This is a genomic window from Cyanobium sp. NIES-981 (genome assembly GCF_900088535.1).
GTDB lineage: Bacteria > Cyanobacteriota > Cyanobacteriia > PCC-6307 > Cyanobiaceae > NIES-981.
On record NZ_LT578417.1, the window covers coordinates 261,473 to 287,782 of the forward strand.

At 72.2% G+C, this 26,310-nt stretch carries 28 protein-coding genes and 1 pseudogene; 9 read left to right on the forward strand and 20 right to left on the reverse strand.

Annotated elements, in window-relative coordinates; all coding sequences use genetic code 11:
- Positions 1-123 precede the first annotated feature (123 nt).
- From CBM981_RS15125 to CBM981_RS16140, 7 genes and pseudogenes are all read right to left on the reverse strand, one after another.
- Positions 124-261 (reverse strand): hypothetical protein, encoded by a 138-nt coding sequence (locus CBM981_RS15125; protein WP_157665292.1) that lies wholly within the window; start codon positions 259-261, stop codon positions 124-126.
- 244 nt (positions 262-505) lie between these two features.
- Positions 506-1,918, reverse strand: a complete 1,413-nt coding sequence (gene fumC, locus CBM981_RS01360) for a class II fumarate hydratase (protein WP_087066940.1) — start codon at positions 1,916-1,918, stop codon at positions 506-508.
- The gene (locus tag CBM981_RS01365; protein ID WP_087066941.1) at positions 1,915-2,457 is read right to left on the reverse strand and encodes a thylakoid membrane photosystem I accumulation factor; all 543 of its coding nucleotides are present in this window, start codon (positions 2,455-2,457) and stop codon (positions 1,915-1,917) included. Before CBM981_RS01365 ends, fumC begins: the two co-directional genes overlap by 4 nt.
- A gap of 157 nt (positions 2,458-2,614) precedes the next feature.
- Positions 2,615-4,240 carry a DUF3685 domain-containing protein gene (locus tag CBM981_RS01370; protein ID WP_087066942.1) on the reverse strand — a complete coding sequence of 542 codons (1,626 nt, stop codon included), beginning with the start codon at positions 4,238-4,240 and terminating at the stop codon, positions 2,615-2,617.
- Between the two features lie 36 nt (positions 4,241-4,276).
- Complete coding sequence (locus CBM981_RS01375; RefSeq protein ID WP_225867609.1) at positions 4,277-4,660, reverse strand: Fur family transcriptional regulator; 384 nt, start codon at positions 4,658-4,660, stop codon at positions 4,277-4,279.
- Between the two features lie 140 nt (positions 4,661-4,800).
- Positions 4,801-5,574, reverse strand: a complete 774-nt coding sequence (hisA, locus tag CBM981_RS01380; protein WP_225867610.1) for a 1-(5-phosphoribosyl)-5-[(5-phosphoribosylamino)methylideneamino]imidazole-4-carboxamide isomerase — start codon at positions 5,572-5,574, stop codon at positions 4,801-4,803.
- A gap of 27 nt (positions 5,575-5,601) precedes the next feature.
- Positions 5,602-5,922 (reverse strand): annotated as a pseudogene (locus CBM981_RS16140) (TIGR02450 family Trp-rich protein); the annotation flags it as partial.
- On the opposite strand from CBM981_RS16140, the gene CBM981_RS01385 reads away from it, so the two are divergent.
- Both CBM981_RS01385 and CBM981_RS01390 read left to right on the forward strand, forming a co-directional pair.
- The gene (locus CBM981_RS01385; RefSeq protein ID WP_087066945.1) at positions 5,873-6,781 is read left to right on the forward strand and encodes a hypothetical protein; all 909 of its coding nucleotides are present in this window, start codon (positions 5,873-5,875) and stop codon (positions 6,779-6,781) included. The pseudogene CBM981_RS16140 and the gene CBM981_RS01385 overlap by 50 nt on opposite strands.
- A gap of 63 nt (positions 6,782-6,844) precedes the next feature.
- On the forward strand, positions 6,845-7,771 hold the full coding sequence (locus CBM981_RS01390; protein WP_087069097.1) for an NAD-dependent epimerase/dehydratase family protein: 927 nt from the start codon (positions 6,845-6,847) through the stop codon (positions 7,769-7,771).
- Between the two features lie 17 nt (positions 7,772-7,788).
- On the opposite strand, the gene CBM981_RS01395 is transcribed toward CBM981_RS01390, so the two are convergent.
- The gene (locus tag CBM981_RS01395) at positions 7,789-8,289 is read right to left on the reverse strand and encodes a CDP-alcohol phosphatidyltransferase family protein (RefSeq protein ID WP_087069098.1); all 501 of its coding nucleotides are present in this window, start codon (positions 8,287-8,289) and stop codon (positions 7,789-7,791) included.
- A gap of 91 nt (positions 8,290-8,380) precedes the next feature.
- Here CBM981_RS01395 and CBM981_RS01400 point away from each other — a divergent pair, with 91 nt between their 5' ends.
- A complete protein-coding gene (locus CBM981_RS01400) occupies positions 8,381-8,818 on the forward strand; it encodes a CBS domain-containing protein (protein ID WP_087066946.1) in 438 nt (145 codons plus the stop codon).
- 9 nt (positions 8,819-8,827) lie between these two features.
- Here the strand turns inward: CBM981_RS01400 and pdeM are convergent, their stop codons facing one another.
- The gene (gene pdeM, locus CBM981_RS01405) at positions 8,828-9,472 is read right to left on the reverse strand and encodes a ligase-associated DNA damage response endonuclease PdeM (RefSeq protein ID WP_369801659.1); all 645 of its coding nucleotides are present in this window, start codon (positions 9,470-9,472) and stop codon (positions 8,828-8,830) included.
- Positions 9,473-9,906: 434 nt separating this feature from the next.
- Here pdeM and CBM981_RS15130 point away from each other — a divergent pair, with 434 nt between their 5' ends.
- Together CBM981_RS15130 and CBM981_RS01410 are read left to right on the forward strand one after the other, a co-directional pair.
- The gene (locus CBM981_RS15130) at positions 9,907-10,254 is read left to right on the forward strand and encodes a hypothetical protein (RefSeq protein ID WP_172820784.1); all 348 of its coding nucleotides are present in this window, start codon (positions 9,907-9,909) and stop codon (positions 10,252-10,254) included.
- 110 nt (positions 10,255-10,364) lie between these two features.
- Positions 10,365-12,506, forward strand: coding sequence for a 4Fe-4S binding protein (locus tag CBM981_RS01410; RefSeq protein ID WP_087066948.1), 2,142 nt, complete (start codon positions 10,365-10,367; stop codon positions 12,504-12,506).
- Positions 12,507-12,529: 23 nt separating this feature from the next.
- Here CBM981_RS01410 and CBM981_RS01415 read toward each other — a convergent pair whose 3' ends face one another.
- The 6 genes from CBM981_RS01415 to CBM981_RS01440 all read right to left on the reverse strand — a co-directional run bounded on the left by CBM981_RS01415 (position 12,530) and on the right by CBM981_RS01440 (position 18,038).
- Positions 12,530-12,790, reverse strand: coding sequence for a hypothetical protein (locus CBM981_RS01415; RefSeq protein WP_087066949.1), 261 nt, complete (start codon positions 12,788-12,790; stop codon positions 12,530-12,532).
- The gene (locus CBM981_RS01420; protein ID WP_225867463.1) at positions 12,778-13,170 is read right to left on the reverse strand and encodes a gamma-glutamylcyclotransferase; all 393 of its coding nucleotides are present in this window, start codon (positions 13,168-13,170) and stop codon (positions 12,778-12,780) included. The genes CBM981_RS01415 and CBM981_RS01420 overlap by 13 nt, the downstream gene beginning before the upstream one ends.
- A gap of 140 nt (positions 13,171-13,310) precedes the next feature.
- The gene (locus tag CBM981_RS01425) at positions 13,311-14,381 is read right to left on the reverse strand and encodes a GGDEF domain-containing protein (protein ID WP_087066951.1); all 1,071 of its coding nucleotides are present in this window, start codon (positions 14,379-14,381) and stop codon (positions 13,311-13,313) included.
- Positions 14,372-15,277: a CHASE domain-containing protein gene (locus CBM981_RS01430; protein ID WP_087066952.1), complete on the reverse strand. Its 906-nt coding sequence runs from the start codon at positions 15,275-15,277 to the stop codon at positions 14,372-14,374. Before CBM981_RS01430 ends, CBM981_RS01425 begins: the two co-directional genes overlap by 10 nt.
- A 47-nt stretch (positions 15,278-15,324) precedes the next feature.
- The gene (locus tag CBM981_RS01435; RefSeq protein ID WP_369801679.1) at positions 15,325-17,745 is read right to left on the reverse strand and encodes a ligase-associated DNA damage response DEXH box helicase; all 2,421 of its coding nucleotides are present in this window, start codon (positions 17,743-17,745) and stop codon (positions 15,325-15,327) included.
- An 83-nt stretch (positions 17,746-17,828) separates the two neighbouring features.
- Complete coding sequence (locus CBM981_RS01440; protein WP_087066954.1) at positions 17,829-18,038, reverse strand: DUF350 domain-containing protein; 210 nt, start codon at positions 18,036-18,038, stop codon at positions 17,829-17,831.
- A gap of 69 nt (positions 18,039-18,107) precedes the next feature.
- On the opposite strand from CBM981_RS01440, the gene CBM981_RS15670 reads away from it, so the two are divergent.
- On the forward strand, positions 18,108-19,202 hold the full coding sequence (locus CBM981_RS15670) for a hypothetical protein (protein ID WP_087066955.1): 1,095 nt from the start codon (positions 18,108-18,110) through the stop codon (positions 19,200-19,202).
- A 9-nt stretch (positions 19,203-19,211) separates the two neighbouring features.
- A complete protein-coding gene (locus tag CBM981_RS01450; RefSeq protein ID WP_225867464.1) occupies positions 19,212-19,442 on the forward strand; it encodes a hypothetical protein in 231 nt (76 codons plus the stop codon).
- Positions 19,443-19,590: 148 nt separating this feature from the next.
- On the opposite strand, the gene CBM981_RS15745 is transcribed toward CBM981_RS01450, so the two are convergent.
- Positions 19,591-19,833 carry a hypothetical protein gene (locus tag CBM981_RS15745; protein ID WP_225867465.1) on the reverse strand — a complete coding sequence of 81 codons (243 nt, stop codon included), beginning with the start codon at positions 19,831-19,833 and terminating at the stop codon, positions 19,591-19,593.
- Between the two features lie 24 nt (positions 19,834-19,857).
- Here CBM981_RS15745 and CBM981_RS01455 point away from each other — a divergent pair, with 24 nt between their 5' ends.
- Positions 19,858-21,018, forward strand: coding sequence for a spermidine synthase (locus CBM981_RS01455; protein ID WP_225867466.1), 1,161 nt, complete (start codon positions 19,858-19,860; stop codon positions 21,016-21,018).
- A 66-nt stretch (positions 21,019-21,084) separates the two neighbouring features.
- Positions 21,085-21,669: a DUF4178 domain-containing protein gene (locus CBM981_RS01460; protein WP_087066957.1), complete on the forward strand. Its 585-nt coding sequence runs from the start codon at positions 21,085-21,087 to the stop codon at positions 21,667-21,669.
- Here the strand turns inward: CBM981_RS01460 and CBM981_RS01465 are convergent.
- From CBM981_RS01465 to CBM981_RS01480, 4 genes are read right to left on the reverse strand one after another with little or no spacing between them, the layout of a single operon-like run.
- Entirely contained in the window at positions 21,629-23,344 is a 1,716-nt protein-coding gene (locus tag CBM981_RS01465) for an ATP-dependent DNA ligase (RefSeq protein WP_087066958.1), read from the reverse strand. The two genes, CBM981_RS01460 and CBM981_RS01465, sit on opposite strands and share 41 nt — an antisense overlap.
- Positions 23,345-23,354: 10 nt before the next feature.
- Positions 23,355-24,245 carry a DUF547 domain-containing protein gene (locus tag CBM981_RS01470; RefSeq protein WP_087066959.1) on the reverse strand — a complete coding sequence of 297 codons (891 nt, stop codon included), beginning with the start codon at positions 24,243-24,245 and terminating at the stop codon, positions 23,355-23,357.
- Positions 24,246-24,256: 11 nt separating this feature from the next.
- Positions 24,257-25,597 (reverse strand): DUF2029 domain-containing protein, encoded by a 1,341-nt coding sequence (locus CBM981_RS01475; protein WP_225867467.1) that lies wholly within the window; start codon positions 25,595-25,597, stop codon positions 24,257-24,259.
- Entirely contained in the window at positions 25,594-26,301 is a 708-nt protein-coding gene (locus tag CBM981_RS01480; RefSeq protein WP_087066960.1) for a glycosyltransferase, read from the reverse strand. Before CBM981_RS01480 ends, CBM981_RS01475 begins: the two co-directional genes overlap by 4 nt.
- Positions 26,302-26,310 lie beyond the last annotated feature (9 nt).

Below are 26,310 nucleotides of genomic sequence, written 5' to 3' on the forward strand. Positions count from 1 at the left end.
GCTGCCCGCTGATGATCAGCGGGAAACGGGCCGGAACCCTAGAACCTGTCCGCCTCAGGAGTGTGGGCGACGCGGAGCAATCGCTCCGTGCCCATCACTACCAACGGGCTGAGCCGGCCAGCCTCAGTGGCTGTGGTCGTGGCTGTGGTCGTGGTCGTGCTGGGGGTTGGTGTGCTGCTGGCCGGCGGTATGGCTGCCCTGCTGGGTGGGCTGGTGGTGGTCCGGGTGGGCGTGCGCCGGCGTCGCGGGCAGGCCCAGCACCAGGGCCGAGCCACCAGCCAGAAGCCAGGCACTCAGGGGGGCGCGCCACCTCAGAGGGTTGCGTGTTCCAAGCTCACGGGGCGCGCGTATCATTCGGACTCTGCCGGCAAAGGGGAACGGTCGACCGTATCCAGCGCCAGGTCCCAGCCCGGTAGCGCCTGACACCAACCCCGGGGGCGATCCGGCCGGGAAGGGTCTGGCTGCGAGGGTCCGGCCGCGCTGCCGGGCGCTCAGGGCCGGACGCTCAGGGCCGGCCGCCGGAGGCCTCCACCATCTCCCCGGGCTGCACCCAGCGGTCGAACTCCTCGGCGCTCAGTTCCCCCAGCACCAGCGCCGCCTCCCGCAGACTGAGCTGGTGCTGGTGGGCGTGCTTGGCGATGGCGCAGGCCCGGTCGTAGCCGATGGCCGGCGTCAGGGCGGTCACCAGCATCAGGCTCTGATCGAGCAGGGTGGCGATCCGCGCCTCGTCGGCCACCAGGCCCTCGATGCAGAAGGTGCGGAAGCCCTGGCAGGCGCCGGCCAGCAGCGTGATGCTCTCGAGCACGTTGTGGGCGATCAGAGGCTTGAACACGTTGAGTTCGAAGTTGCCCTGGCTGGCGGCCATCTGCACGGCCGTGTTGTTGCCCATCACCTGCACCGCCACCATGGTGAGGCTCTCGCACTGGGTGGGATTCACCTTGCCCGGCATGATCGAGGAGCCCGGCTCGTTCTCCGGCAGCACCAGCTCGCCGAGGCCGCAGCGGGGACCGCTGGCCAGCCAGCGGATGTCGTTGGCGATCTTCATCAGCGAGCCCGCCAGCACCGTGAGGGCCCCGTGCACCGCCGCCAGGGGCTCATGGCCGGCCAGGGCCTGGAACTTGTTCGGCGCGCTGGTGAACGGCAGGCCGAGGCGCTCCGCCAGCCGCGCAGCCACGGCCTCACCGAAGCCGTGGGGGGCATTCAGGCCCGTTCCCACGGCCGTGCCGCCGATCGCCAGCTGGTGGAGCTGGGGCAGGGCGGCCTCGAGGGTGTGCAGCCCCAGCTCCAGCTGGGCCCCGTAGCCGCTGAACTCCTGCCCCAGGCTGAGGGGCACCGCATCCTGCAGGTGGGTGCGGCCGATCTTGATCACCCCGCCGTAGGCCGAGGCCTTGGCCTCCAGGGCCGCCCGCAGGCCCTCCACGGCCGGAATCAGCTGCCGCCGCAGCTCCAGGGCCACGGCCACGTGCAGGGCGGCCGGGAAGGTGTCATTGCTCGACTGGCTGAGGTTGACGTGGTCGTTGGGATGCACTGGCTGCCTGGACCCCAGCACGCCGCCAGCCGCCTCGATGGCCCGGTTGGCGATCACCTCGTTGACGTTCATGTTCGTCTGGGTGCCGGAGCCCGTCTGCCACACCTTCAGGGGAAATTCCGCATCCAGCTCCCCCGCGGCCACCTCCTCGGCCGCCGCCACGATCAGGGCGGCCAGGGCGGGATCCAGCCGTCCGCGGGCGGCATTCACCTCGGCGCAGGCGGCCTTGAGCTGGCCGAAGGCATGCACCACGGCCGCCGGCATCGGCTGGCCAAAGGGAAAGAACCGGATCGAGCGCTGGGTCTGGGCGCCCCAGTAGCGCTCGGCGGGCACCTCCATGGCGCCCATGCTGTCGGTCTCGATCCGGGTGGCTCGGCTCGGCGTTGTCATCGGCTGCCGATCACCTCGGTGTTCAGCTCGTTGAAGCTCACGCTGCCGCTGCTGCGGAAGGAGTCCGGCAGGGGGATGCCGGTGGCTTCACTCACCGCCGGGTTGATGCGGTCCACCGACACGGGCCCCTCGGCATCGAGCACCACGCGGCCCTCGCCGTTGAGCACCACCACCTGGGGCGTGTGGCCGCGCCAGTAGTGGGCCGGGTCGGAGGGCCCGGAATCCGGTCGGTTCTGCAGGGGGTCGGTGACCAGGGGAATCAGTTCGATGTTGTTGCCCCAGAGCCGCTGCAGCTCCGACACCACCGGGGAGAACTGCTTGCTGGCGGCATCGTCGTCGAGATAGAACACCAGCACGGCCGGCCGGTGCTCCTGGAGGGTCTGGGCCAGGCTGCTGCGGGGTGGCACCAGCGACCCGTTGCCGGCATAGAGGGCGTAGATGTTGCCGTCGTAGGTGTTGTTGGTGAGGGAGGCCAGGGCCGCCGGACCGCCGCTGAACAGCGCCGCCAGGGTCAGCAGGGCGGCCAGCAGGCTCCCCATCCAACCCGTCCTGCCATGGCTTGGCGCGGCGTGGCGTGGTGTGGTGTGATCTGGCGTGGTGTGGCTTGGCCTGGTGTGGTCTGGCATCCGCAACGCCCTGGTCCCCGAGGAATGGGGGCATTGTGGAGGGTTGGGCCCCATGGAGGGTTGGGCCTGCCTAGGGGCGGCCGGTCCGGCGGCCCATCCCCTGCAGGATGCCGCGTCCCACCAGGCCGATCGCCCGGCCTACCACCTCGGTGAGCACTACCACCACCAGGTTGCCCAGGCTCTGGATCAGCTGCCGCAGCTGGGGCGCCACGGCATCCCGGGTTTCCAGGGCCAGGGTCACCAGCTGCTGCAGTGGGCCCAGCCGCTGCAGTTCCCCGTCCCGGGGCTCCAGCAGGTTCACGGCGGCGATGCGTCCGGTGTCCACGCACAGCAGCTGGCGGCGGCTTTCGTAGATGGCCACCGGCCGCTCGAACAGGTCGCCCCAGCGCTGCTGGGCGTTGAGCTGGTTGCGCAGCCGCTCGAGGTTGCGGGTGGCGAGCAGGTCCGAGCGCAGCAGGTAGCGCCGCAGCTCGGGCCAGCTGCCGCAGCAGGCGAGCACGTCCGCCGCCAGCAGCTCCGCCGTGCGCACCAGCCAGTTGGCCACCAGTCGCTCCAGGTGCAGCACAGCGCGCATCTCGTCGGCGGGCACCAGCTGGCCCTCCACCAGCAGCGGCTGGGCCAGCACCAGGGTGGCCAGCATCGGCTGCAGATCGGGCAGGTCCGGGTCCACCACCGTGAGGTCGCTGGAGGCGATCAGGGTGCGGGCCACCGGTTCCAGCACGCCCTGGCGGGGCAGCTGCACGTACGGGCTGGCCATGGTGCGCAGCGCCTGCTCGCGCAGCTGGGGCTGGCAGGCCAGCCACCGCTCCAGCAGGGCGTTGGCCCCCTCCGCCTCCGAGGCCAGCTGGCCGCGCAGGCTCTCCAGCTGGTCGAGCAGCGCCAGCAGCAGGTCGCGGCAGCGCTCCGGGTGGAGCCCTTCGATGGCGAGCAGCTGTCCGCTCTGGTTCTCGAGCCCGGCGGTGATGGCGGTTTCCAGGCGCTGACGCACCGCCAGCCAGATGCCGGCGGCGTTGCGCTGCTGCAGGGTGAGGCTGCCGCCGCCGCCGGCCCGCGCCGCCGGGGTTTCGGGAACGGGAGCGGCGGTGTCCGGCAGCTCCCAGGCCATGCTGAGGGGTCCCCAGAGCAGCAGCAGCAGCTGCCGGGCACAGGCCAGTTCCCGCAGGCGGCCCTCCAGGGCCCAGCGCTGCAGGGGCTGGCTGGGCGGCGGATCGAGGAGGCGGCGGCAGAGGGCACTGCTGGCCTCGATCTGCTCCAGCCCGCTCACCAGCAGCTTCTGGCCCAGGCCGAGCTGCTGGGGCCGTTCCTGCGGCATGCCCTGGGGCAGCGGAGTCTGGAGCTGCAGCACCCTGCCGCCGGCGCGGAGGGTGCGCACCGCTTCCAGCAGATCCTCCAGGCCGGGTGCTTCCAGCAGGCCGTGGGCGGAAAGGGCCAGCAGTGTCGAAGCGGCCAGCCCGTGGCCGGGGGGAAGCAGCACCAGCAGCGGAGCCGGGCGCCAGCGTTCGCGCAGCAGCAGGCATTCCCGCCGCAGGACCTCGGCACCGGTGCCGGCCGCCGGGCGCCAGAGCACCAGCGCCGGAGCCCCCTCGAGCCGTGACGGCTCCAGCACCACCTCCAGGTCGTCGAAATGCTCGGCCAGCAGGCGAAGCAGCCCCGACGCCACCAGGGGTTCAGCGAACAGCAGCAGCTGCGGACTCACGCACCAGGGCCACGGTGATGGACCAAGGTAACGAGCTCAGGGCTGTTTCTCCAGCGGGGGCCGGCAGCGGCGTCCGGTGAGGTTGAGGGTGTAGGTCTCGATGCGGTAGCCGGTGCGCTCCTCGATCTGCCGCAGCAGGTCGGGGGGAAGTTCCACATCGAGATCCTCGATCGCTCCGGATTCCAGGCAGGTGATGTGGCTGTGGGGATCACTGCGGTAGCCGTAGAGGCGGCCGTTGGCCCGGTCGAGGCACTCGATCACCCCGGCGGACTGGAGCGCCTCGAGGTTCTGATAGACGGAAGTGTGGCCGATGTTGCGGCCCAGGTCATTGAGCTTCTCGAAGATGTCCCGGGCGCTGAGATGGCTTTTCTCGGCCCACAGCAGATCGAGCACCATGCGCCGCTGACGGCTCAGCCGCATGCCGAGATCACGGCAGCGTCGGTAGACCGCTTCCACGCTGGTGGGGAGGCTTGCTGGGGCCGACGCGTTCAATCCGTTTCATCACGGCAGGACTGAATCTGTTATAGGCCAGCCCACAAGCGTTCCGTGTTCGGGTTGGCTCAGGCGAGGCTGGCGCTGGCCGGCGGATTGCCGCAATCCTGCAGCCGCCCCTCGTCCACGGCGGCGATCGCCTCGCCCAGGTCCACGGAGCCGTCGTAGAGGGCGCGCCCCACGATCACCCCCTCCACGCCAAGCGGCTCGAGGCTCAGCAGTGAGAGCAGGTGTTCGAGACAGCCGATGCCTCCGGAGGCGATCACCGGCACCGCACTGGCGGTGGCCATGGCCCGCAGGGCTTCGAGATTCGGCCCCGCCAGGGTGCCGTCGGTGGCGATGTCGGTGCTGATGATGGCGGCGACGCCACTGCCGCTGAACCGCTCGGCCAGGGCCGTGGCCTCGGTGCTGCTGGCGCTCACCCAGCCGCGGGTGGCCACCATGCCGTCGCGGGCGTCGATGCCCACCACGATGCGGCCGGGGTGGCGGGCCGCCAGGGCGTCCACCAGCTCGGGTTGCTCCACCGCCACGGTGCCGAGGATCACCCGGTCAAGGCCGCAGGCCAGCAGTTCTTCGGCCCGCTCCGCCGTGCGCACTCCCCCGCCCAGCTGCACGGGGATCGAGAGCGCCGCCGTGATGGCCTTCACCACCGCGTCGTTCAGCGGCAGCCCGGTGCGGGCACCGTCGAGGTCCACCAGGTGCAGGCGCTGGGCGCCCTGGGCCTGCCAGGCCAGGGCCTGGGCCACGGGATCGTCGGAGAAGCGCGTCACCTGGCCGTAGTCGCCCTGATGCAGCCGCACGCACTGCCCCTCCAGCAGGTCGATGGCCGGGATGATCTGCATGGGGCGGCGCAGTTGCTGCCAGCCAGGCTGCCAGAGCCGCCTGTCGCGCAACTGCGGCAGCGGCACCAGCAGCCGCAGGCCCGGGTCCAGCACGGCGGCCAGTTCTGCGGCGCGCGCGCCGCGGCGGCCCCGTTCACCGACCAGGGCGAAATGGCGGTACCCGCCGCTGCGCTCCAGCATCCCGGCCTGGGCCGTGTAGGCCCGACTCAGACGCATGGTTCCCGACTCACTGGTGTCATTGTGAATCGTCGCTGAAGCCGCCCTTCGCGCTGCACTTCGCGCTGCACCTCGCGCCGCCATGGCTTTTCTGCTGGAGCTGGTGCCTGCCCTGGTAGCCGGTCTCGCCATGGCCAGGCGCTGGCCCCACCTCTCCACCCGTGTGGCGCCCCTGCTGGTGCGGTGGGGCGTGCCGTTCAGCGTGATGGGGCTGCTGCTGCGCACGGGGGTGGATGGCCGCTTCGTGGACGTGCTGCTGATCACCCTGGCGCTGGTGGCCTCCGCCCTGGTGCTGTTGCAGCGGCTGCCGGTCCTGCGTCGGGCCCTGCCAGGGCCGGTGGAGCAGTGGGGGGCCGTGGTGGGCAACACGGCCTACTTCGGCATCCCGGCGGCCCTGGCGTTGCTGCCGGCCGAGGCCGTGGCCTACTGCGTGAGTTACGACCTGGCCGCCACCCTCTTCACCTGGAGCCTCGGGCCCGTGCTGTTCGGTGGCCAGCCCGCCGGGCCGCGGGCGCTGGTGGCCGCCCTGGCCGCCAGCCCGGCGCTGCGCGGGCTGGGTGCGGCCCTGGTGGTGCAGCTGACCCCCTGGCGCGAGTCCCTCGCTGCCATGCTCTGGTGGCCGGCCCGGCTGGTGCTGCTGCTCTCGCTGCTGGTGGTGGGATTGCGGATGGGTGGTGCGCTGGGGGCGCCCCTGGCCCGGCGGCTCTGGTGGCCCCTCGGGGGGAAGCTGCTGGTGTTCCCGGCCTGTGTGCTCGCCCTGACGGCGCTGCTGGCCCTGCCGCCGCTGGTGCGCGCCGCCCTCGTGCTCCAGGCGGCCACCCCCACCGCCGTCTCCGTGCTGCTGCTGGCGGAGCTGCGGCCGCCGGGGCCGTCGGCGGAGCAGGAGCGGCTGAACCGGGCGTCGGCGGAGCAGGCGGCGGCCCTGGTGCTGTGGAGCACCCTGCTGGGGCTCGTCACGGTGCCGCTCTGGGCCAGCTTGCTCACGGCCTGAGGGCGGCGGAGCTCCGCGGGCGGGCCAACCGGGAGAATGGCCCTGCCCTTGTGCAGCGCCGCCATGCAGATCCTCGTCATGGGGGGAACCCGCTTCGTGGGCAGGCCTCTGGTGGAGCAGCTGCTGACGCAGGGGCATGCCCTGACCCTCTTCACCCGGGGCCGCAATCCCGTGCCTGGCGGCGTGGAGCACCTGGTGGGGGACCGTTCCGATCCCGAGGCTCTGGCGCCGCTGGCCGGTCGCCGTTTCGACGTGATCGTGGACAGCTCCGGCCGCAGCCTGGCGGATTCCCAGGCCGTGCTGGAGCGCACCGGCGCGCCGGGCCACCGGTTCGTCTACGTGAGTTCAGCCGGGGTCTACGCCGATTCCGAACTCTGGCCCCTCGATGAAGAGAGTCCGACCGACCCCGCCAGCCGCCATGCGGGCAAGGCCGAAACCGAAGCCTGGCTGCGGCAGCAGGGCATTCCCTTCACCAGCTTCCGGCCCACGTACATCGTGGGACCCGGCAACTACAACCCGGTGGAGAGCTGGTTCTTCGATCGGATCCTGCATGGCCGGCCCGTGCCCCTTCCCGGCGACGGCAGCACCATCACCCAGCTGGGGCACGTGCGGGATCTGGCCACGGCCATGGCCCGCTGCATCGAGGTGGAGGCCTCAGCGAACCGGATCTACAACTGCACCGGCAGCAAGGGCGTGACCTTCCGCGGCCTGGTGGAGGCGGCGGCCCGGGCCTGCGGCCAGGATCCGGCGGCGGTGGAGGTGCGCAGCTTCAATCCCACCGGCCTGGACAAGAAGGCCCGCAAGGCCTTCCCGCTGCGGCTGGCCCATTTCCTCACCGACACCACCCGGGTGCGGCGGGAACTGGCCTGGGAGCCGGCCTTCGATCTGGACGCCACCCTGCGCGACAGCTTCGTGCACGACTACGCCCTGCGTGCCCCCGTCACGCCGGACTTCTCGACCGATGAAGCCCTGCTGGCCGCTGCCGCCTGAAGGCGCCCGGCTGCTGCTCAGCCGGCGCGCAGGTAGCCCCAGGCGGAACTGAGGGCCAGCAGCAGCGACGGCCAGAACAGCCACCAGCCCACGCTGGCCAGCAGCCCCGCGCCTCCCCAGGGCCAGAGCAGCAGCAGCAGGCTGGCAAACTGCAGCACCGTCTTGAGCTTGCCTCCCAGCGAGGCCGGGCCGCCGCTGCCCTGACCGGCCCTCCATCCTGAGATCAGCAGCTCGCGGGCCAGCAGCACCCACACCGCCAGCAGCGGCAGCACGCCCTTGGCCCCCAGCCAGAGCAGGGGTGCGCTGATCAGGATCTTGTCGGTGAGGGGATCCAGCCGGGCGCCCCAGGCCGTGCCGCCGCCGGCGCGCCGGGCCAGCGCGCCATCGGCCCAGTCGCTGAGGCCGCCGGCCAGCAGCAGCAGCCAGGCCAGCACCGCGCGATCGGTGAGCAGGGCGAGAAGCAGCGGCAATCCCAGAAGGGCCCGCAGCACGGTGAGCCCGTCGGCCAGGCGTCGCATCGTGTTGCCCCGCATCGCCCTTCCACCCACAGGCTCAGAATGCCTGCAAGCCGTTCCCGATGCCGTGGTTGCCCAGTCCGTCTCTGCCGTGATGACCAGCCCGGTGCTGAGCGTGGGCGTGGACACACCCCTGCAGGAGGCGGTGCAGCTGATGAGTGAGCACCACATCGGTGGCGTGCCGGTGCTCGATGGGGCCGGCGCCCTGGTGGGCGAGCTCACCGAGCAGGACCTGATGGTGCGGGAGAGCGGCTTCGATGCCGGCCCCTACGTGATGCTGCTCGACGCGGTGATCTACCTGCGCAATCCCCTGCAGTGGGACAAGCAGGTGCATCAGGTGCTGGGCAGCACGGTGGGCGAGGTGATGCGCAAGGGCTGCCACACCTGTGGCGCCGATCTGCCGCTGCCGGCGGCGGCACGCCAGCTGCACGAGAGCGGCACCCAGCGCCTGTTCGTGGTGGATGACGAGCGGCGGCCCGTGGGGGTGCTGACCCGGGGGGATGTGGTGCGGGCCCTGGCCAGCGAGGGCTGAACGCGCTGCTCAGCCTGGCCAGGCCTGCACGTTTCCTTCCACCACCAGCCACTGCTGTTCGCCGCTGCCCAGGGGATGGCCGCCGGTGAGGGCACCAAAGGCCGGCAGGGCCAGCCGTTCCTGCTGCAGGCTGTAGCTGAAGCAGGGCAGGCGCAGGCGGTCGCGCCCCCGCCCCACCAGCGCCACCGGATGGAGATGACCGCAGAGGTTGAGCCGGTCCTGCCGGGGGTCGGGTTCATGGCTCAGCCACCAGGGCCCGAGCGCCAGGGACGGTTCCTGGGGCAACCCCTCGATCCAGCTGCCCCGTTCGTGGTTGCCGCCGATCAGGCGCAGGGGACAGCCCAGCAGCGCCGGCAGGGCGGCCAGCTTGCTGCGCAGCTCCTGGGTGAGCCCGAGCCGGCTGTGGATCAGGTCGCCCAGCACCACCACCTGCCGCGGCTGATGGCGATGGGCCAACGCCAGCAGCGCGTTCAGGGTGGTGGCATCGCCGTCGCTGGGCAGGGGGATGCCATGGCTCTGGAAGGTTTCGGCCTTGCCGAGGTGCAGGTCTGCCACCAGCAGCACAGCCTGCGTCGGATCCCACACGGCGCGATCCGCCAGCAGGGTGAGCGGATGGCCCCGCCACAGGAAGGGGGTGGCAGCGGGGCCGCTCACCAAGGGATCGCCTGCACAAGGGAGCGGCGTGCTGCTCCTGGGGGGTCCGGGGGCCTGGAGCAAGGGAGGTGAAACGGTGGATCGGGGGGGCAGATGAAGAATCCGCACGGGCGGAAATCCTGAGTTCAGGCCATTTCTACAGTGAAGCTGTGCGTTAGGAGATTAGCGCCATGACTGCCAACCCGGTCTTTTTCAAGTCGTCTGGCAAGGTGTATCGCGAGAGGACGAACTATCGCTACACCAGGCCGCTCAAGAAGTTCGTTGACAACCTCAGTGAGGCGATTGCCCCGGGGCTTTCGTCTTCTGTTTCTGGTGTCTAGAGCCGCTTCAACATCACGCCGAAGAAATTCACTCTGAATTTCAAGGCCAAGGTTGGTCTGGACAGCCTTGTTTCGCCATTGCCCAGCCTGCCGCCGGCCCTGGGGGGAGGCACGGTGGCTTCGCTCTATCTCACCGGCAGGATCATTCTGAAGGGGAAGGCTATCCTGAGCGCCAAGCAATCACTCCTGGCCAAGGATTTCAAAACCAGGCTGATTACTGGTGGGTTGAATGTTCGGGCCAATAACAGGAGCGGCTCCTTGTTGCTTGGGCTTGATGATCTCCAGGTGCCGTTTTCACCGGCTGTCCGGTTGAACAAGCAGATCATTGCCAACCCCGTGGCCGCGGCAAGCTTCATCGACACCAGCGGAGTTCAGTTCAACCCGAGCGGTCCGCTCGCTCCCCTTGCCGGCGCTCTTCTGGCGGGCGGTTCCATCCCTCCGATGCTGCCGCCGCTGGCCTGACCTCCCCCTCAACCTGACACTCAGCGCTGACACTCCTCGCGTTGGCGTGCGACACGCCAACGCGCCAACGGGCTGGATCCAGACTGGTCTGGAACGGCAACCCCTCTGCGGTGTCTTCTGATCCCCAGGACCGCCTCCTCAAGCTGGCCCCCCACCTGGTGGGCCGCTCCCGGCGCGGTGTCGTCGGCGGCAGCCGCTACGCCCGCCGGCTCCGGGATCAGATCCGTGCGGCGGCGGCGGATCCGCAGCGGCGGCCGGTGCTGATCAGTGGCGAGCCCGGCCTCGAAAAGGACAACACCGCCGCCCTGATTCATTTCGGTTCGCCGCAGCGGCGCCAGCTGATGCTGAGGCTGGACGGCGCCACCCTCCGGTCCGACGGCTCGACCCTGTTCGGCCCCAGGGACTCCGATGGCGTGGATGCGCTGCTCGATTGCCTGGGCTCGGGCTCCCTGTTGATCGACAAGGTCGACCAGGTTCCCGAGGAGCTGGTGCCCGCCCTGCTGGAGCTGGCCGCCACGGGGCGGTGGAGCGCGCCGGGGCCGGGCACCTCCCAGCGCCATTTCCCAGGCCGGCTCTTCTTCACCGCCGAGCGGGCGCTGCCCCGGTTCGACCGGGTCTGCACCCTGATCCGGGTGCCGCCCCTGCGGGTGCGGCGCCAGGACCTGGGGGAGTGGTTGCGCTACAGCGTCCGCCTGCGCGCCCGCAAGCTGGGCTGGGCACCGGCCCCGGAGGTCAGTGAAGCCACGGTGAAGCGTCTGCAGAACCACGACTTCCCCAACAACCTGCGGGAGCTCGATGAGATGGTGAACCGGGCGCTGCAGCAGTGCCGCCGTGAGGGCACCGAGCAGGCCATGCGGGGGGGTGGTGCCTCCCAGGTGCTGCCGGAGGATGTCTTCTGGACGCGATCCCGGCCGGCCCGCCTGCGTTTCGATCTCTGGCGCTGGAAGCCGGGGCTCCGCGACTGGATGCGGGCCCCGCAGCTGTGGAACACCCTGCTGTTCGGCCTGGTGAGCTGGCTGTTCGTGCTGGTGAATCTGTGGCTCTGGCTGGGGCCCCAGGACCGGGCCCACAACGGCGGCCTCAACCTGTTCTGGGCCTGGTGGTGGCCCCTGATCCTGCTGGGCTACCCCTTGGTGGGGCGGCTGTGGTGCGCGTTCTGTCCCTTCATGGTGTGGGGGGAGATCGCGCAGCGCCTGGCCCGCTCCCTGGGCTGGCGGCCCCGGGCCTGGCCCCGCGGCGACACCGATCGCTGGGCGGCGCCCGTCCTGGCCGCCGGCTTCGCCGCCATCCTGCTCTGGGAGGAGCTGGCCGATCTGGAGAACACGGCCTGGCTCAGCAGCTGCCTGCTGCTGTTGATCACCGCCGGCGCCGTGCTGGGCTCGCTGGCCTTCGAGAAGCGCTTCTGGTGCCGCCATCTCTGCCCGGTGGGGGGCATGAATGGCCTGTTCGCCAAGCTCTCGGTGCTGGAACTCCGGGCCCAGGCGGGCACCTGCAGCGGCAGCTGCAGCAGCTACGCCTGCTTCAAGGGCGGCCCCGCCGAAGGGGAAGGGCTGGCCACGGCGGGGTGCCCGCTGGGTACCCATCCCGCCCACCTGGAGGACAACCGCAACTGCGTGCTCTGCCTCACCTGCGCCCAGGCCTGCCCCCACCGCTCGGTGCAGCTGCGCCTGCGGCCCCCGGCCGCCGACATCCAGCGCGACATGGGGCCGCCCTGGGGCGAAAGCGGGCTGATCCTGGTGCTGGCTGGAGGGGTGTGCCTGCACCACTGGCAGCGGCTGCTGGGCTGGTGGCCCCTGGCGCCCGCCTCCCTGCAGGCCGGATCGCTGCTGCCCCGCCTGGCCTTCGGCAGCCTGGCGCTGGCCGTGCCTTCGCTGCTGTTCCTGGCCCTGCGGCCGTGGCTGCCGCGCCCCCAGGCACGCCTGCTCCTCTATGCCCTGCTGCCCCTCCTCTGGGGAGTGCTGCTGGCCCGCCACCTGCCGCTCGGCATGGCCGAGGCCGGGATGCTCCTGCCCGTGAGCCTGATGCCGCTGGATGCCTCGCTGGTGGATCCTTCCCTGCTGGGCGCCTTGCCCGGCTGGAGGGCTGATCCCCACGTGGTGGCCTTCTGCCAGACCGCCGCGGTGGGGCTCGGCAGCCTCGGATCGCTGCTCCTGCTGCGGCGCGTCATGCGCCAGCGGGGGCCGCGCCTGCTGCTGGGCTCCGGCGCGGTGCTGGCCCTCAGCGTCCTGGGCCGCTGGCTCGTGGCGGCGTAGCCGTAGCTCCCGGGCCCCTGGGTTCAGCGGCTGCGGCAGAGCCGCTGGATGTCCGCAGGGCTGTAGAGGCTGCGGCGATCCCCAGGTGAGGCGGTGGCGAATTTGCGCTGCTTGGTGAGGCCGTTGCGCTGGCCAAGGGCATCGGCCAGCGCGGTGCGCTCCAGGCCATGGCTGCGCTGCCACTGCTGGCAGAGCTCCAGAGTGCCGGCACCGGCCTGCAGGATCGTTTGGGTCAGGCCCAGCAGCAGAAGCTGGCCCAACCGCCTGGGGGTCAGGCCGTCCATCGTTCCGCCCTGCCGGGTCGCTGCCAGCATCCGGAGGTGATGCGGGGCGAGTGGCGCACCTGGTGGGAGCGCCCCAGGTACACCCAGGCCGGCTCACCCGTGCTGAGTTCCAGCCAGTGGCGCTCGAACAGCCGGGGGGCGCCCTCGAGCCGATCCAGGGCGTCCAGCGCGGCGGCACTCACCGCGAAGACCTCACCCCGCACGGCCGCCTCGGCCCCTGGGGAAGGTGCCAGCACCGCCATCGGAAAGGGCCCGAGGTCGTAGAGCCAGGCGCCAGGCAGTGCGGCTTCGCTGAGGAATCGCTCCCGTTGCAGCCAGGCGTGATTGGCCATGCCCCGCTTGAGCGTGCCGTAGACGAACACCGGCTGCCCCTGCACCACCCTGTGCCCCGATCCCGTGCCCCAATAATGGAGCCGGTGTGCTTTCGCTGTGATGACTCTGGCCCTGTTGATTGCGCTGGCGGGCTCCCTGGCCCTGATGGCGTTCATCGTGCGGAAGCTGGAGAAAGCCTGAGCGGCTTTCAGCCGGAGTTCCGCCGGCGGGTTTCGGCCAGGTGCACCTGCCGTCCGGGAGTGCGTTTGGCCACGTACATGGCATTGTCCGCCGCCACCATCAGGTCGTCGATCGACTCGCCGTGATCCGGATAGCGGGCGATCCCCACGCTGGCTGAGAGCGCCATCCCCGCCCCCAGATCCCCCAGGGAGCTGCCGCAGGCCGTCACCAGTTTGTTGGCGAGGGTCACGAGCTCATCCAGGTTGCCGGCATCGGGCACCAGCACCACGAACTCGTCGCCTCCCTGGCGGCAGAGCAGATCGCTCTGGCGCAACACCGCCTGCAGGCGCTGGCCCACCAGCTGCAGCACCCGGTCACCCACGGCATGGCCGTAGCGGTCGTTCACCTCCTTGAAGCCGTCGAGATCGAGATAGAGCAGGCCGATGGCGCGTCCGTAGCGCTTCGCCAGCAGCAGATCCCGCTCCAGGTGCTGCATCAGCAGGGCCCGGTTGGCCAGACCGGTGAGGGTGTCATGGAGCGCCTGGTGCCGCACCATCTCGTCGGCCGCGTGGCGCTCGGTGATGTCCTGCAGGAAACCCACCAGGTAGCGCGGCTGGAGGGCCTCGTCGCGCACGGTGGTGATCGAGAGATGGTGGCGGCGCATCTCTCCGCTGCGCACGCGGTTCCAGAGGTCACCCTGCCAGCAGCCCCGCTGCTGCACCCCCTGCCAGAGGTCCCTGTAAAACGCGGGGCTGTGCCGCTCCGACCTGAGCAGATCGGCCGTCTGCGTCTGGATCTCCGACAGGCGGTAGCCGGTGAGCTGGGTGAAGGCGTTGTTGGCCATCAGGATCCTGCCGGCCGGATCGGTCACCACGATGCCCTGGTCACTGGCGTCGAACACCGTGCTGGCGAGGGCCCGTTCCCGCGCCGCCGCTTCACTCACGGCCAGGGCTTCGCGGGTGGTGCGCTGGTTGCTGGCCAGCAGATGGGCGGCCATGGCGGCCACCAGGCTGGCGCTCAGGCCACAGAGGAGCACGGCCCAGAAGGTTGGGGTGAGGCCGGCGCGGCTCGCCTGATCCGGCCCGAGGATCACCTGCACCGTCCAGCGCCTGCCGGCCAGCTCCAGGGTGTCCTGAGCGTTGACCTGCTGCTGCCAGCCATCCCCCCCTCGCTGAGGTTGGAGTAGAGCAGGGTGGCCTCGCCATCCCCGCTGCGGTCGATGACGCGGACCGTCGCCCCCGCCAGGGCGGCCTGGTTCACGCTGGCCAGCACCCCCTCGAACAGGTCCTTCAGCCCCACGGGGGCGTAGGCCCAGCCGAGCAGCGTGTCGCGTTCCCGGCGGATCGGCATGAACAGCACCACACCGGGCTGGTTCTGCCGGAGGGTGCCCTGCTGCAGCTTCAGTGCCGCGGAGAGGGTGGCGGAGCCGCTGCGGGCCGCCGCCTGCATGGCTTGCCGAAGCACCGGCGTGGTGAGCATGTCGAAGCCGAAGGCCTGCCGATCGCCACGGTTGGCGGGCTCCAGAAACTCGATCGCCGTGTACTCCGGGCGTGGACCGGCGGGCAGCACCCGGAACCCAGGGAACCCCCCGGCCCGCATGCGCGCTTCGAACGGCTGCCGCTCCGCGGGGGTGAGGAAGCGGGCAAACCCCATCCCCTGCATGCCGTTCACCGCATCCCGGCCGCTGACGGGGATGCTGAGCGTGGCGTAGAAGCGCCCGAACTCCTCGCGGGTCACGGTGCTCGAGGCGTTGAACAGCGCCACCACGGAGGCCAGGGCGGCCGCGTTCACCTCCAGCCTGGCGCGGATCGCATCACTCACCTGGGTGAGCAGGGCCCGCTCCTGCCTGCTGTGCCCAGCCGCCCCGAAGCGGCGCGTGAGCTCCGTGATGGCCGCAGTGGCCAGCAGCCCGCTCAGCAGCACGGCCGTGGCCAGTCGATCGATCTGCCAGGCCCCCGCTGCTCTGAGCCAGGGCCTGGGGGCCGCATCCGGCATCGGCTTGGAAGGGAAGGGGCGGGCGTCCACCTCTGAACCACTCCTTGCTAGCAGCCTTCCTGGCGTTCGGCCTGCTCCCGCAGGCGTTGCAGCCGCGCCAGCAGGGATTCATTGCTCATCCGGTTGTTCAGCCGCTCCGCCAGCAACGGGAAGGCCAGCGGCCCGGGCCGGGGGGTGCGTTGCAGCAGCAGCCGGCAGCCCATCAGCCGCTGCAGGGCCGCGGCGATGCGCGGCAGCTCCAGCTGCTCGGCCAGCACCTCGGCGCGGGCCTGGGCCAGCAGCAGATTGCCGGGCTCATGGCGCTCGAACACGTCGTACAGCAGGGCCGCACTGATCTGCAGCTGGCCGCCGCTGCGGTTCTGGCCGGGATAGCCGTTCAGCACCAGCCCGCTGATCTGGGCGATGGCCCGGAAGCGCCGCCGGCTCAGTTCCGACACGTTGACGGCCTGCTCCAGATGGGTCTCCAGCTCGCGGCTGTCGAGCAGGGCATCGGCGTGCTCCTCGAACAGCGCCTCGAAGCGGTAGCCCCGCGGCGCCAGCAGCTCGAAGCCGTAGTCGTTCACCGACACGGTGATGGTGGTGGGGGCGTGGCGGGCCAGGCGCCAGGCCCAGAGAAAGCCGATCCCCTCGTGCACGAAGCGGCCCTCGAAGGGATAGGCGTAGAGGTGGCTGCCTTCGCGGCTGCTGCACAGCTCCACCAGGAACTCCGTGCTGCGGGGCAGGGCGGAGAGCTCGGCCTGGCGGCGGAGCAGGGGTTCGAGGGCCTGGAGTTCCGGCGTGTCGAGAGCGTTGCTGTCCTCCGCGCCCAGGGCCCGGGCGGCCCGGTCCACCTCCTGGCGCAGGTGGTGGCTGAGCAGGTCGGAGAGGGCCATCTGGCCGCCGGCCCAGGCGGGCACGGCCTGGCTCTTGCGGGTGGTGGCCTTCACCTGGGCCGTCATCTCCCGCAGCCGCACGAACTCCAGCTGCCGCCCGGCGAAGAAGAACACATCGCCCGGCTTGAGCCGGCTGATGAAGGTCTCCTCCACATGGCCCAGCACCGCTCCGCGCACCACCCGCACGGTGACGGCGCGATCGGCGGTGATCGTGCCGATGTTGAGCCGGTGCAGCCGGGCGATGGCCGGTTCGCTCACCACCAGCCGTTCAGCCTCGCCGTGTCCCACCCGCTTGAGCTTGCGGTAGCGGGGATAGGCGCCCAGACAGTCGCCGCCCTGTTCCAGAAACTGCAGGCACCAGCGCCAGCTGGCCTCGGAGAGGCGGCGGTAGCTCCAGGCGCTGCGCACCGTGGCGAGCTCCTGCTCGGGGTGGAAGCCGGGGCCGCAGGCCAGGCTGGTGAGGTGCTGCAGCAGCACGTCGATCGGGGCCTGGGGCGGGCGGCGCTCCTCCACCAGGCCGTCGGCGAGGCCGCGCCGCATGGCGCTCACCTCCAGCAGCTCCAGGGCGTTGGTGGGCATGAACAGCACCTGGGAGGTGCCGCCGGGAAGATGGGCGCTGCGGCCCGCCCGCTGCAGCAGCCGCGCCAGGTTCTTGGCGCTGCCGATCTGCACCACCCGCTCCACCGGCTGGAAGTCCACACCCAGGTCGAGCGAGCTGGTGCACACCACCCAGCGCAGGCCCCCGGCCTTCACGCCGGCTTCGATCGCCTCCCGCTCGGCCCGGTCGATGGCGCTGTGGTGCAGGGCGAGGGAGCCCTCCATCTCGGGGCAGGCGTAGCGCAGGCACTGGTGCCAGCGCTCGGCCTGGTTGCGGGTGTTGGTGAACAGCAGGGTGGACACGCCGGGCTCGAGGGCCGCCACCAGCTCCTCGTACATGCGCAGCCCCAGGTGGCCCGCCCAGGGGAAGCCGTCGATCCGCTCCGGCAGCAGGCTGCGGATGGCGGTGTCGCGCCGCAGCCTGGCCGTGATCAGCACCGGATCGGGCTTACCCCCGGCTCCCACGGCGGCCCGGGCCGCCTCCTCCAGGTTGCCGATCGTGGCGCTGATGGCCCAGGTGCGCAGGCCGGGGCGCTGCCGTCGCAGCCAGCTGAGGGCCAGTTCGCACTGGGACCCCCTCTTGCCGCCCATCAGCTCATGCCACTCATCCAGCACCACCGCCTCCAGGCCGCCGAACAGCTCCTCGGCCCTGGGGTTGGCCAGCAGCAGGCAGAGGGATTCCGGGGTGGTGATCAGGATCTCGGGGGGACGCCGCAGCTGCCGGGTGCGTTCACTGCCGGGGGTGTCGCCATTGCGGACCCCCAGCCGCAGCGGCCAGCCCATGGCGCTGATCGGTGCCTGGATCGCCGCCGCCAGGTCGCGGCTGAGGGCCCGCAGGGGGGTGAGGTAGAGCAGCCGCAGGCCGGGCTGGGGATCCGCCAGCATCCGGGCGATCGGCCCCATCACCGCCGCGTAGGTCTTGCCGGAGCCGGTGGGCACCTGGATCAGGCCGGATCGGCCCTGCAGGTGGGCCTTCCAGCACTGGCGCTGGAACGGCATCGGCCGCCAGCCCTGCCGGCGGAACCACGCCTCCACGGGCGCCAGCTGGGTCTGGATGGACGGCTTCACCCCCAGGCGGCGGCTCAGGTGGCCAGCACGGTGACCACCACCGCGGCCACGGCCAGGATCACCGCCGCGAGCACCAGGCCGGCCGCCACGTTGCCCTGCCGGATCTCGGCGCGGTAATCGATCGGCGCCAGCCGGTCGAACAGCACGGTGCCGGCATAGATCAGCAGCACGCCCACCACGGTCCACCCCACCGTGAAGAGCAGCTGGAGCAGGGGTCGGGTCATCGGTGGGGACGGGTGCGGTGGGTCGTGCCGCCGCTCGTAGGGTACCCAGGCTCGCCGGCCCGCAGCGCGATGCCGCCGCCCGTTTTCCCCAGCGCCGCCGGCGGACCCCCCGATGCCAGTGCCGTGCCTGGCGCCGAGGTCATGCCTGGGGGCAATGCCGTGGTGCGCTGGCCCCAGCTGGCCCTGCTGCTGCCGCTGCTGCCCCTGCTGCTGCTGCTGGCCTCGCTGCTCACCCCCCGCCAGCGGCAGCTGCTGATCCTTGACGATGCCGTGCCCGTGATCAGCCGGCCGTTCCGGCTGGAGGCGGGCTGGCTGGGCAGCCCCCGCCTGGACCTGCAGCCGGAACTCCCCCCCAACAGCGCCATGGGGCTGGCCGTGGATCTGCTGGACGCGGCCGGCCGGCCGGTGCTCCAGCTCAGCAAGGCGGGCTGGCGCGAACGGGGCACCTGGCAGGAGGACGGGGAGAGCGGCACCTATGACGAGCAGGACGCCGACCTGGTGCTGGCCCTGCGCCCGCCCGTCAGCGGCGACTACCGCCTGAGGCTGGTGCGGGAGGAGCTGGAGGGTGCCACGGGTGCGGAGGTGCCCGGGCCGTTGCGGGTGTGGCTGGGTGTGCGCAACCACAGCGTGGACCGGGGCCTGCTGCTGATCACGGCCTTCAGCAGTGCCCTGCTGGCCCGGATCCTGTGGTCGGCGGTGTACGGCGACTGCCGGCTGCGCCGGCGGGTGCGCGGCGATGAGGCGAGCCTGGCCCTGCGGGAGGTGCTCGGCGGTGCGGGCCTGCTTCGGGTGGTGGTGCACGCCCGCTACGAGGAGCCCGATCACCCGCCGCTCTCCCGCCGGAATCCGCCGGCCGAGGTGCCCCTGGAGCTCCGGCTCACCGATGACCGGGGCCGGGTGCTGCTCCAGGAGAACCGCACCGTGCGTCTGCAGAAGTGGAGCGGGGAGGACGACAGCTGGTGGACCCTGACCAGCCGCTGGCATCTGCACCTGGCCGAACCCGGCAGTGTGCGGGTCCGGACCGCCCTGCCGGCGGAACTGGCCGGGGGCGGGCTGGAGCTCGAGTGGATCGATCTGCTGGTGGAGGACGGCGTGGTCACCCCCTGGCTGGTGCCGGCCACCGCGCTGGCCGCTGCCGGCCTGCCCGCCGGGGCGGGGAGCTAGATCACCGTGGTGGAACGCTCCCTGATCCTCGGCCTGCTGCTGGCCTCGGTGCTGGTCGGCACCGGGCTGGCGATCACCCGGCCCCTGCTCTACCGGCTCGGCCAGGAGGGGGCTCCCCGGGCCAGTTCCTCCAGCGGCGTGAGCTACCGGGGCCGCTACCGCGGCGGCGCCTGGACGGCCGTGCCCGGCCGCCGCGACTGGGGGGGCTTCCAGGGCCGCGGGCCCGGCGGCGCCAAGTGAACCCCGGGACCGGGCCGCCGCCGCGGGGGAAGACCCAGGCGAAGACCCGGGCGCTCTCCCCGGCTCAGGTGCGGCTGCTGCTGCTGAGCGCCGCCCTCTCCTCGGCCGTGGGGCTGGTGCTGCAGCTGCTGCTGGTGACCCAGGCCAGCTATCTGGCCGGCGATGCGGCCCTGGCCACCGGCGTGGTGGTGGGCACCTTCCTGGCGGCCATGGGCCTGGGGGCCTGGCTCAGCCAGTTCGTGGCGGTGGGGCCGGGAGCGCAGGCCTCCCTGCTGCGGGCCTTCGTGGTGGTGGAGCTGTGCCTCAGCCCGCTGTGCCTGTTCGGGCCGCTGGCCCTGTTCAGCCTGTTCGCCGCCGATGGGCCGCTGTGGCTGGCCCTGGTGCTGCTCACCCTGGCGGTGGGGGGCTCGGCGGTATGGAGCTGCCCCTGCTCACACGCCTGCTGGAGGGCCAGGAGCAGCTGCGCCGGGCCCTGGCCCAGGTGCTGGCCCTCGACTACCTCGGCGCCCTGCTCGGCTCCCTGGCCCTCCCGCTGCTGCTGCTGCCCTGGCTCGGCCTGCTGCCCACCGCCGCCCTGCTGGCCCTGGTGCCCCTGCTCTGCAGCGGCGCCCTCTGCTGGGCCTTCCCCGGCCTGCGCCGCTGGCGCTGGCCCGTGGCCGCGGCCCTGCCGCTGGCCGGCGTGGCGGCCCTGCTGGTGGCGCCGCTGGGCGACCGGGTGGAGGACGGGCTCTACGACGATCCGGTGATCGGCCGGCTGCAGACCCGCCACCAGCGCATCGTGCTCACGCGCCGCCGGGACGATCTGCGGGTCTACCTCGATGGCAACCTGCAGTTCTCCAGCGTCGATGAATACCGCTACCACGAGGCCCTGGTGCATCCCGCCATGGCCCTGCACGGCCGGCCCCGGCGCGTGCTGCTGCTCGGCGCGGGGGATGGGCTGGCGCTGCGGGAGATCCTGCGCTGGCCGGATCTGCAGCGGGTGGACCTGGTGGAGCTGGATCCGGCGATGCTGCGCCTGGCCCGCCGCCACCCGCTGCTGCGGCGGCTCAACGGCGCCAGCCTCGACGATCCCCGGGTGCACGTGCACGTGGGCGACGCCCTGGCCCTGGTGCCCGGCCTGCCCGGCCGCTACGACGTGATCATCGCCGACTTCCCCGATCCCGCCACCCCGGCCCTGGCCCGGCTCTACAGCCTGGGCTTCTACGGCCGCCTGCTGGGGCGGCTGGCCCCCGGCGGGCTGGTGGTGACCCAGGCCTCCACGCCCTTCTTCACCCCGCGGGTGCTGGCCTCCATCCAGGCCACCTTCGAGGCCCTGGGCCTCGACACCCGGCCCTACAGCGTCACGGTGCCGAGCTTCGGGCCCTGGGGCTTCGTGCTCGCCCACCGGCCCACGGCGACCCTCGCCGCCGGCGACCTGCCCTTCCAGGCCCGCTGGCTCGACCGGGCCCAGCTGCGCCATCTGTTCGACCTGCCCCGGGATCTGCGGCCGGGCCCCGGGGAGCCGGTGGAGCCCAACCGGCTGGTGCTGCCCGTGCTGGTGGACTACCAGCGCCAGAGCCGCTGGCGCTCCGACTGAGGAGCCTGCGATCCGGTGGGCGTCCTGTGCGGTGCCGATAAGGTGCGGTGCTGACTCTCCGGGGCCATGGCCGTGCTGGTGCTTCTGGTGCTGGTGGCCGCGGCCGCCCTGCTGCTGGCGGTGCAGCGCCAGCGACGGCTGCGCGCCCAGGGCCGCCGCGCCGTGCTGCGGGAGCGCACCCTGTTCGATCTGCAGCTGGGCGACATCGTGCAGGCCGACGGCCGTGACTGGGTGGTGGAGGACCGGCTCCTCTACGAGGAGGAGGGGTTCCAGTGGCTGGAGTATCTCCTGCGCGACGGCGAGGAGGGCCGCTGGCTGGTGGTGAACGAGGACGACTGGCTGGAGGTGAGCTGGCTGCAATCGGTGCCGTTCTCGCCCCCCCTGCCCCTGCCCCGCCAGCTGGAGTGGGAGGGAGAGGGCCTCACGCTCAGGGAGCAGGGCCGGGCCACGGTGACCGCCCGGCTGCGCACCCTCAACAAGCGCCCCGGCCAGTGCCGCTATGCCGACTACCTGGGCAGCGGCGGCCGGGTGCTCTGCGTGGAGCTCTGGGGCAGCGGCGAGGATCAGGAGGCCGAGGTGAGCGCCGGCCACCGGATCGACCCCAGCAGCCTCACCCTGCTGCCGGGGGATGGCCGCTCGGTGTACCGCTGAGCGGCCGGGGCTCCAGCAGGGCCAGGGCCGCGGCCAGGGTGTCGGCCTCGCCGGCGGGTTTGTCCTGGCGCCAGCGGCTGATGCGGGGGAAGCGCACGGCGATGCCGCTCTTGTGGCGGCGGGACGCCTGCAGCCCCTCGAAGGCCAGCTCGAACACCTGCTCGGGCTCCACGGCCCGCACCGGCCCGAACCGCTCGGTGGTGTGGCTGCGGATCCAGCGGTCCAGCGCCGTGATCTCCCGGTCGTTGAGGCCGGAGTAGGCCTTGGCGAAGCTCACCAGGCGGCGTTCACCGCCGGCCCGGTCCCAGAGCCCGAAGGTGTAGTCGGTGAAGAGGTTGGCGCGGCGGCCGCTGCCCGCCTGGGCGTAGAGCAGCACCGCATCGAGCCGGTAGGGCTCGAGCTTGTGCTTCCACCAGTGGCCCCGCCGCCGGCCCGCCAGGTAGGGGGAGGCGGCGGCCTTGAGCATCAACCCCTCGGCGCCCACTGCCCGGGCCTGCTGCCGCAGGGCTTCGAGCTCCTCCCAGCCGGCGAGGGCCAGCGGGGGCGAGAGGCGCAGGGGCCCGGCTTCGGGGGCATCCGCCGCCGCCGGCCGCTGCCGCTGCAGGGCCTCCAGGGCGGCCCGGCGTTGGCGCAGGGGCTGGGGGCGCAGGTCCTGGCCCCCCTGCTCCAGCAGGTCGTAGGCCAGGAACACGGCGGGGCACTCGGCGAGCAGCTTCGGGCCGGGGGCGCGGCGGCCCAGGCGGCGCTGCAGGGCGGCGAAGGGGGCGGGCCGTGGCTCGCCCGCCGGCCACACGATCACCTCCCCGTCGAGCACGGTGCCCTCGGGGAGGGTGTCGGCCAGGGCGATCAGCTCGGGGAAGGCGGGATTGATCAGCTCCTGTCCCCGGCTCCAGAGCAGGCTGGCGCCACCGCGGCGGATCAGCTGGCCGCGGATGCCGTCCCACTTCCACTCGATCAGCCAGTCGTGCACGCCGCCCGCCAGGGGGGCGGTCCCGGGATCGGCGGGCAGCTCCAGGGGTGAGGCGAGGAAGAAGGGATAGGGCCGGCTGCTGCGCGCCTCGTCGCCCTGCTCCGCGGCCAGCAGGGCCGCCCAGGCCGCCGGCGTGGGGGTGAAGCCCCCCATCAGCCGGTGGGCCAGCAGCGACTCCTCCTGGCCGCTCAACCCGGCCAGGGCCCGCAGCACCAGCCCCTGGGCCACGCCGATCCGGAAGCCGCCGCTCAGCAGCTTGTTCATCACCAGCAGCTCCATGCCATCGAGCCGGCTCCAGAGGGCCCGCACCGCCTCCGCCTGGGCCTCGCCCTCCAGGCCGGCCACGCCAGGGAGCACCTCCTCCATCCAGCCGTGGAGCGGGGCCTCGGCGGGTGAGTGCTGGGCCGGGGCTGCCCCCTGGAGTGCCACCTGGCGCCACAGCAGGGCGATGGTCTCGGCCGTGTCCCCCACCTGGGCGTAGCAGTCGTCGAACAGCCACTCCGGCAGCCCCGCCTGCTCCAGGCAGATCTGGCGCAGGCGCCGCGCCGTGATCAGCCGGCGGCGCTGCTTGCCCAGCAGGCAGTGCAGGGCCCAGGCGGCATCGGCGGCCGGTTCCGCCGCCAGCCAGCGCTGCAGCAGGGCCACCTTGGCGGCGGTGCCACCGGTGTGGTCGAGCTGGTCGATCAGCGCGGCGAAGCGGCGCATGGCTGGGCCCCTACTGCTGGTTCAGCGACCAGTCGTACTGGAGATGGGTGAGGCGGTAGTCCCCGCTGCGCAGAAAGGCCCGGTCGGCCGGGCTGACGTAGCCGCTGATGAAGTTCAGGATCTCGCGCTGGCCGTCGTGGTCGCCGAAGCGCTCGGTGGTGGCGTAGCGGCGCTTCCAGTCGTCGCCGAACCACTGGAAGATCTGGGAGATGGCCACGCTGCCCGGGCCGCCGCCGGCGCCTGGGCCGGCGGCGCGGTGGATCACCAGCCCCTGGGGGCTGGCCAGCCAGAGGCGCGACTGCTCGTCGAGCTGGGCGTTGAGCCGCGGCCCGCCGTAGGGCTCGCGGCGCAGGGGCGGGCAGCTGATGGCGGCGCACACCAGGGCCGCATGGATGCGGGGTTCGTCATAGCGCTTGCGCAGGATGCCGTGTTCGATGTGGTCCAGGGTCATCGCCTCCCCCGCCACGGTGTGGCGCTTCAGCTTCCACACCCCGGGGATGTCGCGGATGCTGGCGCGGATCGGATCCTGCTCGATGATCGAGGCCAGGGTGAGGGCGTTGTAGGCGTTGAGCAGGAAGGCGATCTGCTCGCTGGGATGCCAGCTGGCGAAGCGGGCGGGCTCCACGGCGCCGATGGCGGCCACATAGGCCTTCAGATCCTGTGGGTTCTGCTGCAGGCCCCGGTAGTCCACCAGGCCCTGGCGGTCCACGAAGCGCTCCAGCACCCGGCCGTAGGGGGCGTTGTCGAGCGGCGGCCGGGGCGCCGGGCGGGAGGCCGCTTCGCCGGTGCCCGGCGGCGGGGTGTTGGCGCGATCCGCCAGGGACGCACCGCTGCGGCAGCCGGGCAGCAGCACCAGGCCGGTGAGCAGGAGGCAGGGCAGGGACAGGGCTCGGGAGGGCATGGCGGGGAGGGTCAGGGATCGGTGAAGGCCGGGGGGGAGGGGTCGGGGAGAGGGTGGTCGGGGAGAGGGCGGTCGGGGAGAGGACGGCGGTGGCTGGCGAGTGCTTCCAGCCCCAGGCCCAGCAGCAGCGGCGCCCAGAACAGCACCCCCTCCGGCCCGCTGAGGCGCCAGTCGGGCAGCCGGGACGGCAGCACGAAGTAGACGAAGCCCGACAGGCTCACCAGGCGGGCCCCCCAGGCCCGGGTGGGCACGGCGAAGGGCAGGTACCAGCTCACGTACCAGAGATGCACGATCGGCGACAGCATCAGCAGGGCCAGCAGCCAGCGGCGGCTGAAGCTGCCCAGATCCGAGCTGATGGCCACCAGCACCAGGCTCAGCAGGGCCAGCACCGCCAGGAACAGGCTGTTGTGCGCCAGTGTCCAGGGCCAGAGCCGCCCCACCAGGGCCGGCACCAGCTCGGCGCTGCGGCCGAAACGCACGAAGCCGGACCCCAGCGGAATCAGGGGGCAGACACCGGAGCTGCAGAAGGGCAGGGCGGCCGCGGCCAGGGGAAGCAGGCCCAGGGCCGCCAGCGCGGCGCCGTGGCGCCATTGCCGCTGCCGCAGGGCCTGCCACACCAGCAGGGCCAGCATCGGCAGGGAGGTCCACTTGATCGCCGCGCTCAGCCCAACCAGCAGGGCTGCCAGCCGTTGGCGGCCCGGGCCTGCCGCGGGCTCCAGCAGCAGCCAGGCCGCCACCAGGGGCAGCACGAACCAGCTGTCGAAATGGCCGCCGCCGGCCAGGCACACCAGCACAAGCGGATTCCAGGCCACCAGCAGGGCGGCCCGATGGCCGAAGCGGCGGGCCAGCAGAGCGCACACCGCCAGATCGGCCGCCACCACGCCCAGCTTGAGCAGCAGCACGCTGGGCCCGGCCAGGGCCAGCAGCCGGAACAGCAGCTGGGTGAGCGGCGGGTAGATCGCCGTGACCCCCGGATGGTTGATCTGCCCCCACCAGGGGGTGCGGAGGGCCTCCAGCGCCGGGGCATCCGGCGCCAGCAGGAATGGGTTGAAGCCCTCGAGCTGGATCTTGCCCTCCCAGAGGTAGCGCCAGAGGTCGTCGCTGGGCTCCATCGGCAGCAGCAGCAGCCGGGTGGCGATCGCCACCCCCCAGAAGGCGGCGGCGGGCACCCCAGCCAGCCGCCAGGAGAGGGCAAAGCCCAGCCCCATCACCGCAGCGCCTGGCCAGAACCGCTGCAGCACCAGAGGATCGCGGAAGTGCCCGTACGGACTCACCAGCGCGGCGCCGGCCACCAGCAGCACGCCGCAGGCGATCAGCAGCCCCTGCTGGCTCCGGAAGGAGGGCTCGGTCATGGCAGCAGCCCCAGCTGCCGCCCGTAGAGCCTGCCCACGGTGGCGAGGATGCCCAGACCCGCGCCCACGCTGCCCCGGAGCGTGCCCGAGATCTTGGAGCGGCCGCCGCGCCGGGGGTGCTGGTGCACACCGCACTCCACGATCCGCAGGCCCGCCTCGATCGCCTTCACCTGCATCTCGATCGTCCAGCCGAAGCCCCGATCGGCCATGGCCATCGCCTCGAGGGCCTCCCGCCGGATCAGCCGCAGCGGGCCGAGATCGGCGTAGGCATGGCCCCAGCCCAGCCGGATCAGGGTGGTGGCGAGCCGGTTGCCGAAGCGCTGCACCGGCGTCAGCCGGGCCCGGCCTGCGGCGGTGGCGCAGCGGTTGCCGAGGATGAGATCGGCCCCGTGCATCAGGGGGCGCCAGGCGGCCACGGCGGCCAGGTCGTCGCTGCCGTCGCCATCGCAGAACAGGATCCAGCGCACCGGATCGGGCAGGTGCTGCAGGCCGGTCCAGCAGGCCCGGCCGTAGCCGGCCCGCGGCTCATGCACCACCTCCGCCCCCGCCGCCAGGGCCAGGGCGGCGCTGGCGTCGCTGCTGCCGTTGTCCACCACGCGGATCGCCCCCACCCCCAGCTCCTGCAGCCGCTGCACCACCGCGCCGATGGTGGCGGCCTCATCGCGCACCGGGATGATCGCCATCACCCTGGCCAGGCTGCTCATGGACATGGG

What these genes read in the sequence shown, in the direction of transcription:
- fumC (WP_087066940.1), bottom strand. Translation starts at nt 1,918, where the DNA reads ATGACAACGCCGAGCCGAGCCACCCGGATCGAGACCGACAGCATGGGC.
- CBM981_RS01365 (WP_087066941.1), bottom strand. Translation starts at nt 2,457, where the DNA reads ATGGGGAGCCTGCTGGCCGCCCTGCTGACCCTGGCGGCGCTGTTCAGC.
- CBM981_RS01375 (WP_225867609.1), bottom strand. Translation starts at nt 4,660, where the DNA reads ATGCGGCTGAGCCGTCAGCGGCGCATGGTGCTCGATCTGCTGTGGGCC.
- hisA (WP_225867610.1), bottom strand. Translation starts at nt 5,574, where the DNA reads ATGCAGATCATCCCGGCCATCGACCTGCTGGAGGGGCAGTGCGTGCGG.
- CBM981_RS01385 (WP_087066945.1), top strand. Translation starts at nt 5,873, where the DNA reads ATGGCTTTTCTGCTGGAGCTGGTGCCTGCCCTGGTAGCCGGTCTCGCC.
- CBM981_RS01390 (WP_087069097.1), top strand. Translation starts at nt 6,845, where the DNA reads ATGCAGATCCTCGTCATGGGGGGAACCCGCTTCGTGGGCAGGCCTCTG.
- CBM981_RS01395 (WP_087069098.1), bottom strand. Translation starts at nt 8,289, where the DNA reads ATGCGACGCCTGGCCGACGGGCTCACCGTGCTGCGGGCCCTTCTGGGA.
- CBM981_RS01400 (WP_087066946.1), top strand. Translation starts at nt 8,381, where the DNA reads ATGACCAGCCCGGTGCTGAGCGTGGGCGTGGACACACCCCTGCAGGAG.
- CBM981_RS01415 (WP_087066949.1), bottom strand. Translation starts at nt 12,790, where the DNA reads ATGGACGGCCTGACCCCCAGGCGGTTGGGCCAGCTTCTGCTGCTGGGC.
- CBM981_RS01430 (WP_087066952.1), bottom strand. Translation starts at nt 15,277, where the DNA reads ATGCCGGATGCGGCCCCCAGGCCCTGGCTCAGAGCAGCGGGGGCCTGG.
- CBM981_RS01435 (WP_369801679.1), bottom strand. Translation starts at nt 17,745, where the DNA reads ATGCCGTTCCAGCGCCAGTGCTGGAAGGCCCACCTGCAGGGCCGATCC.
- CBM981_RS01440 (WP_087066954.1), bottom strand. Translation starts at nt 18,038, where the DNA reads ATGACCCGACCCCTGCTCCAGCTGCTCTTCACGGTGGGGTGGACCGTG.
- CBM981_RS15670 (WP_087066955.1), top strand. Translation starts at nt 18,108, where the DNA reads ATGCCGCCGCCCGTTTTCCCCAGCGCCGCCGGCGGACCCCCCGATGCC.
- CBM981_RS01455 (WP_225867466.1), top strand. Translation starts at nt 19,858, where the DNA reads ATGGAGCTGCCCCTGCTCACACGCCTGCTGGAGGGCCAGGAGCAGCTG.
- CBM981_RS01460 (WP_087066957.1), top strand. Translation starts at nt 21,085, where the DNA reads ATGGCCGTGCTGGTGCTTCTGGTGCTGGTGGCCGCGGCCGCCCTGCTG.
- CBM981_RS01465 (WP_087066958.1), bottom strand. Translation starts at nt 23,344, where the DNA reads ATGCGCCGCTTCGCCGCGCTGATCGACCAGCTCGACCACACCGGTGGC.
- CBM981_RS01470 (WP_087066959.1), bottom strand. Translation starts at nt 24,245, where the DNA reads ATGCCCTCCCGAGCCCTGTCCCTGCCCTGCCTCCTGCTCACCGGCCTG.
- CBM981_RS01475 (WP_225867467.1), bottom strand. Translation starts at nt 25,597, where the DNA reads ATGACCGAGCCCTCCTTCCGGAGCCAGCAGGGGCTGCTGATCGCCTGC.
- CBM981_RS01480 (WP_087066960.1), bottom strand. Translation starts at nt 26,301, where the DNA reads ATGAGCAGCCTGGCCAGGGTGATGGCGATCATCCCGGTGCGCGATGAG.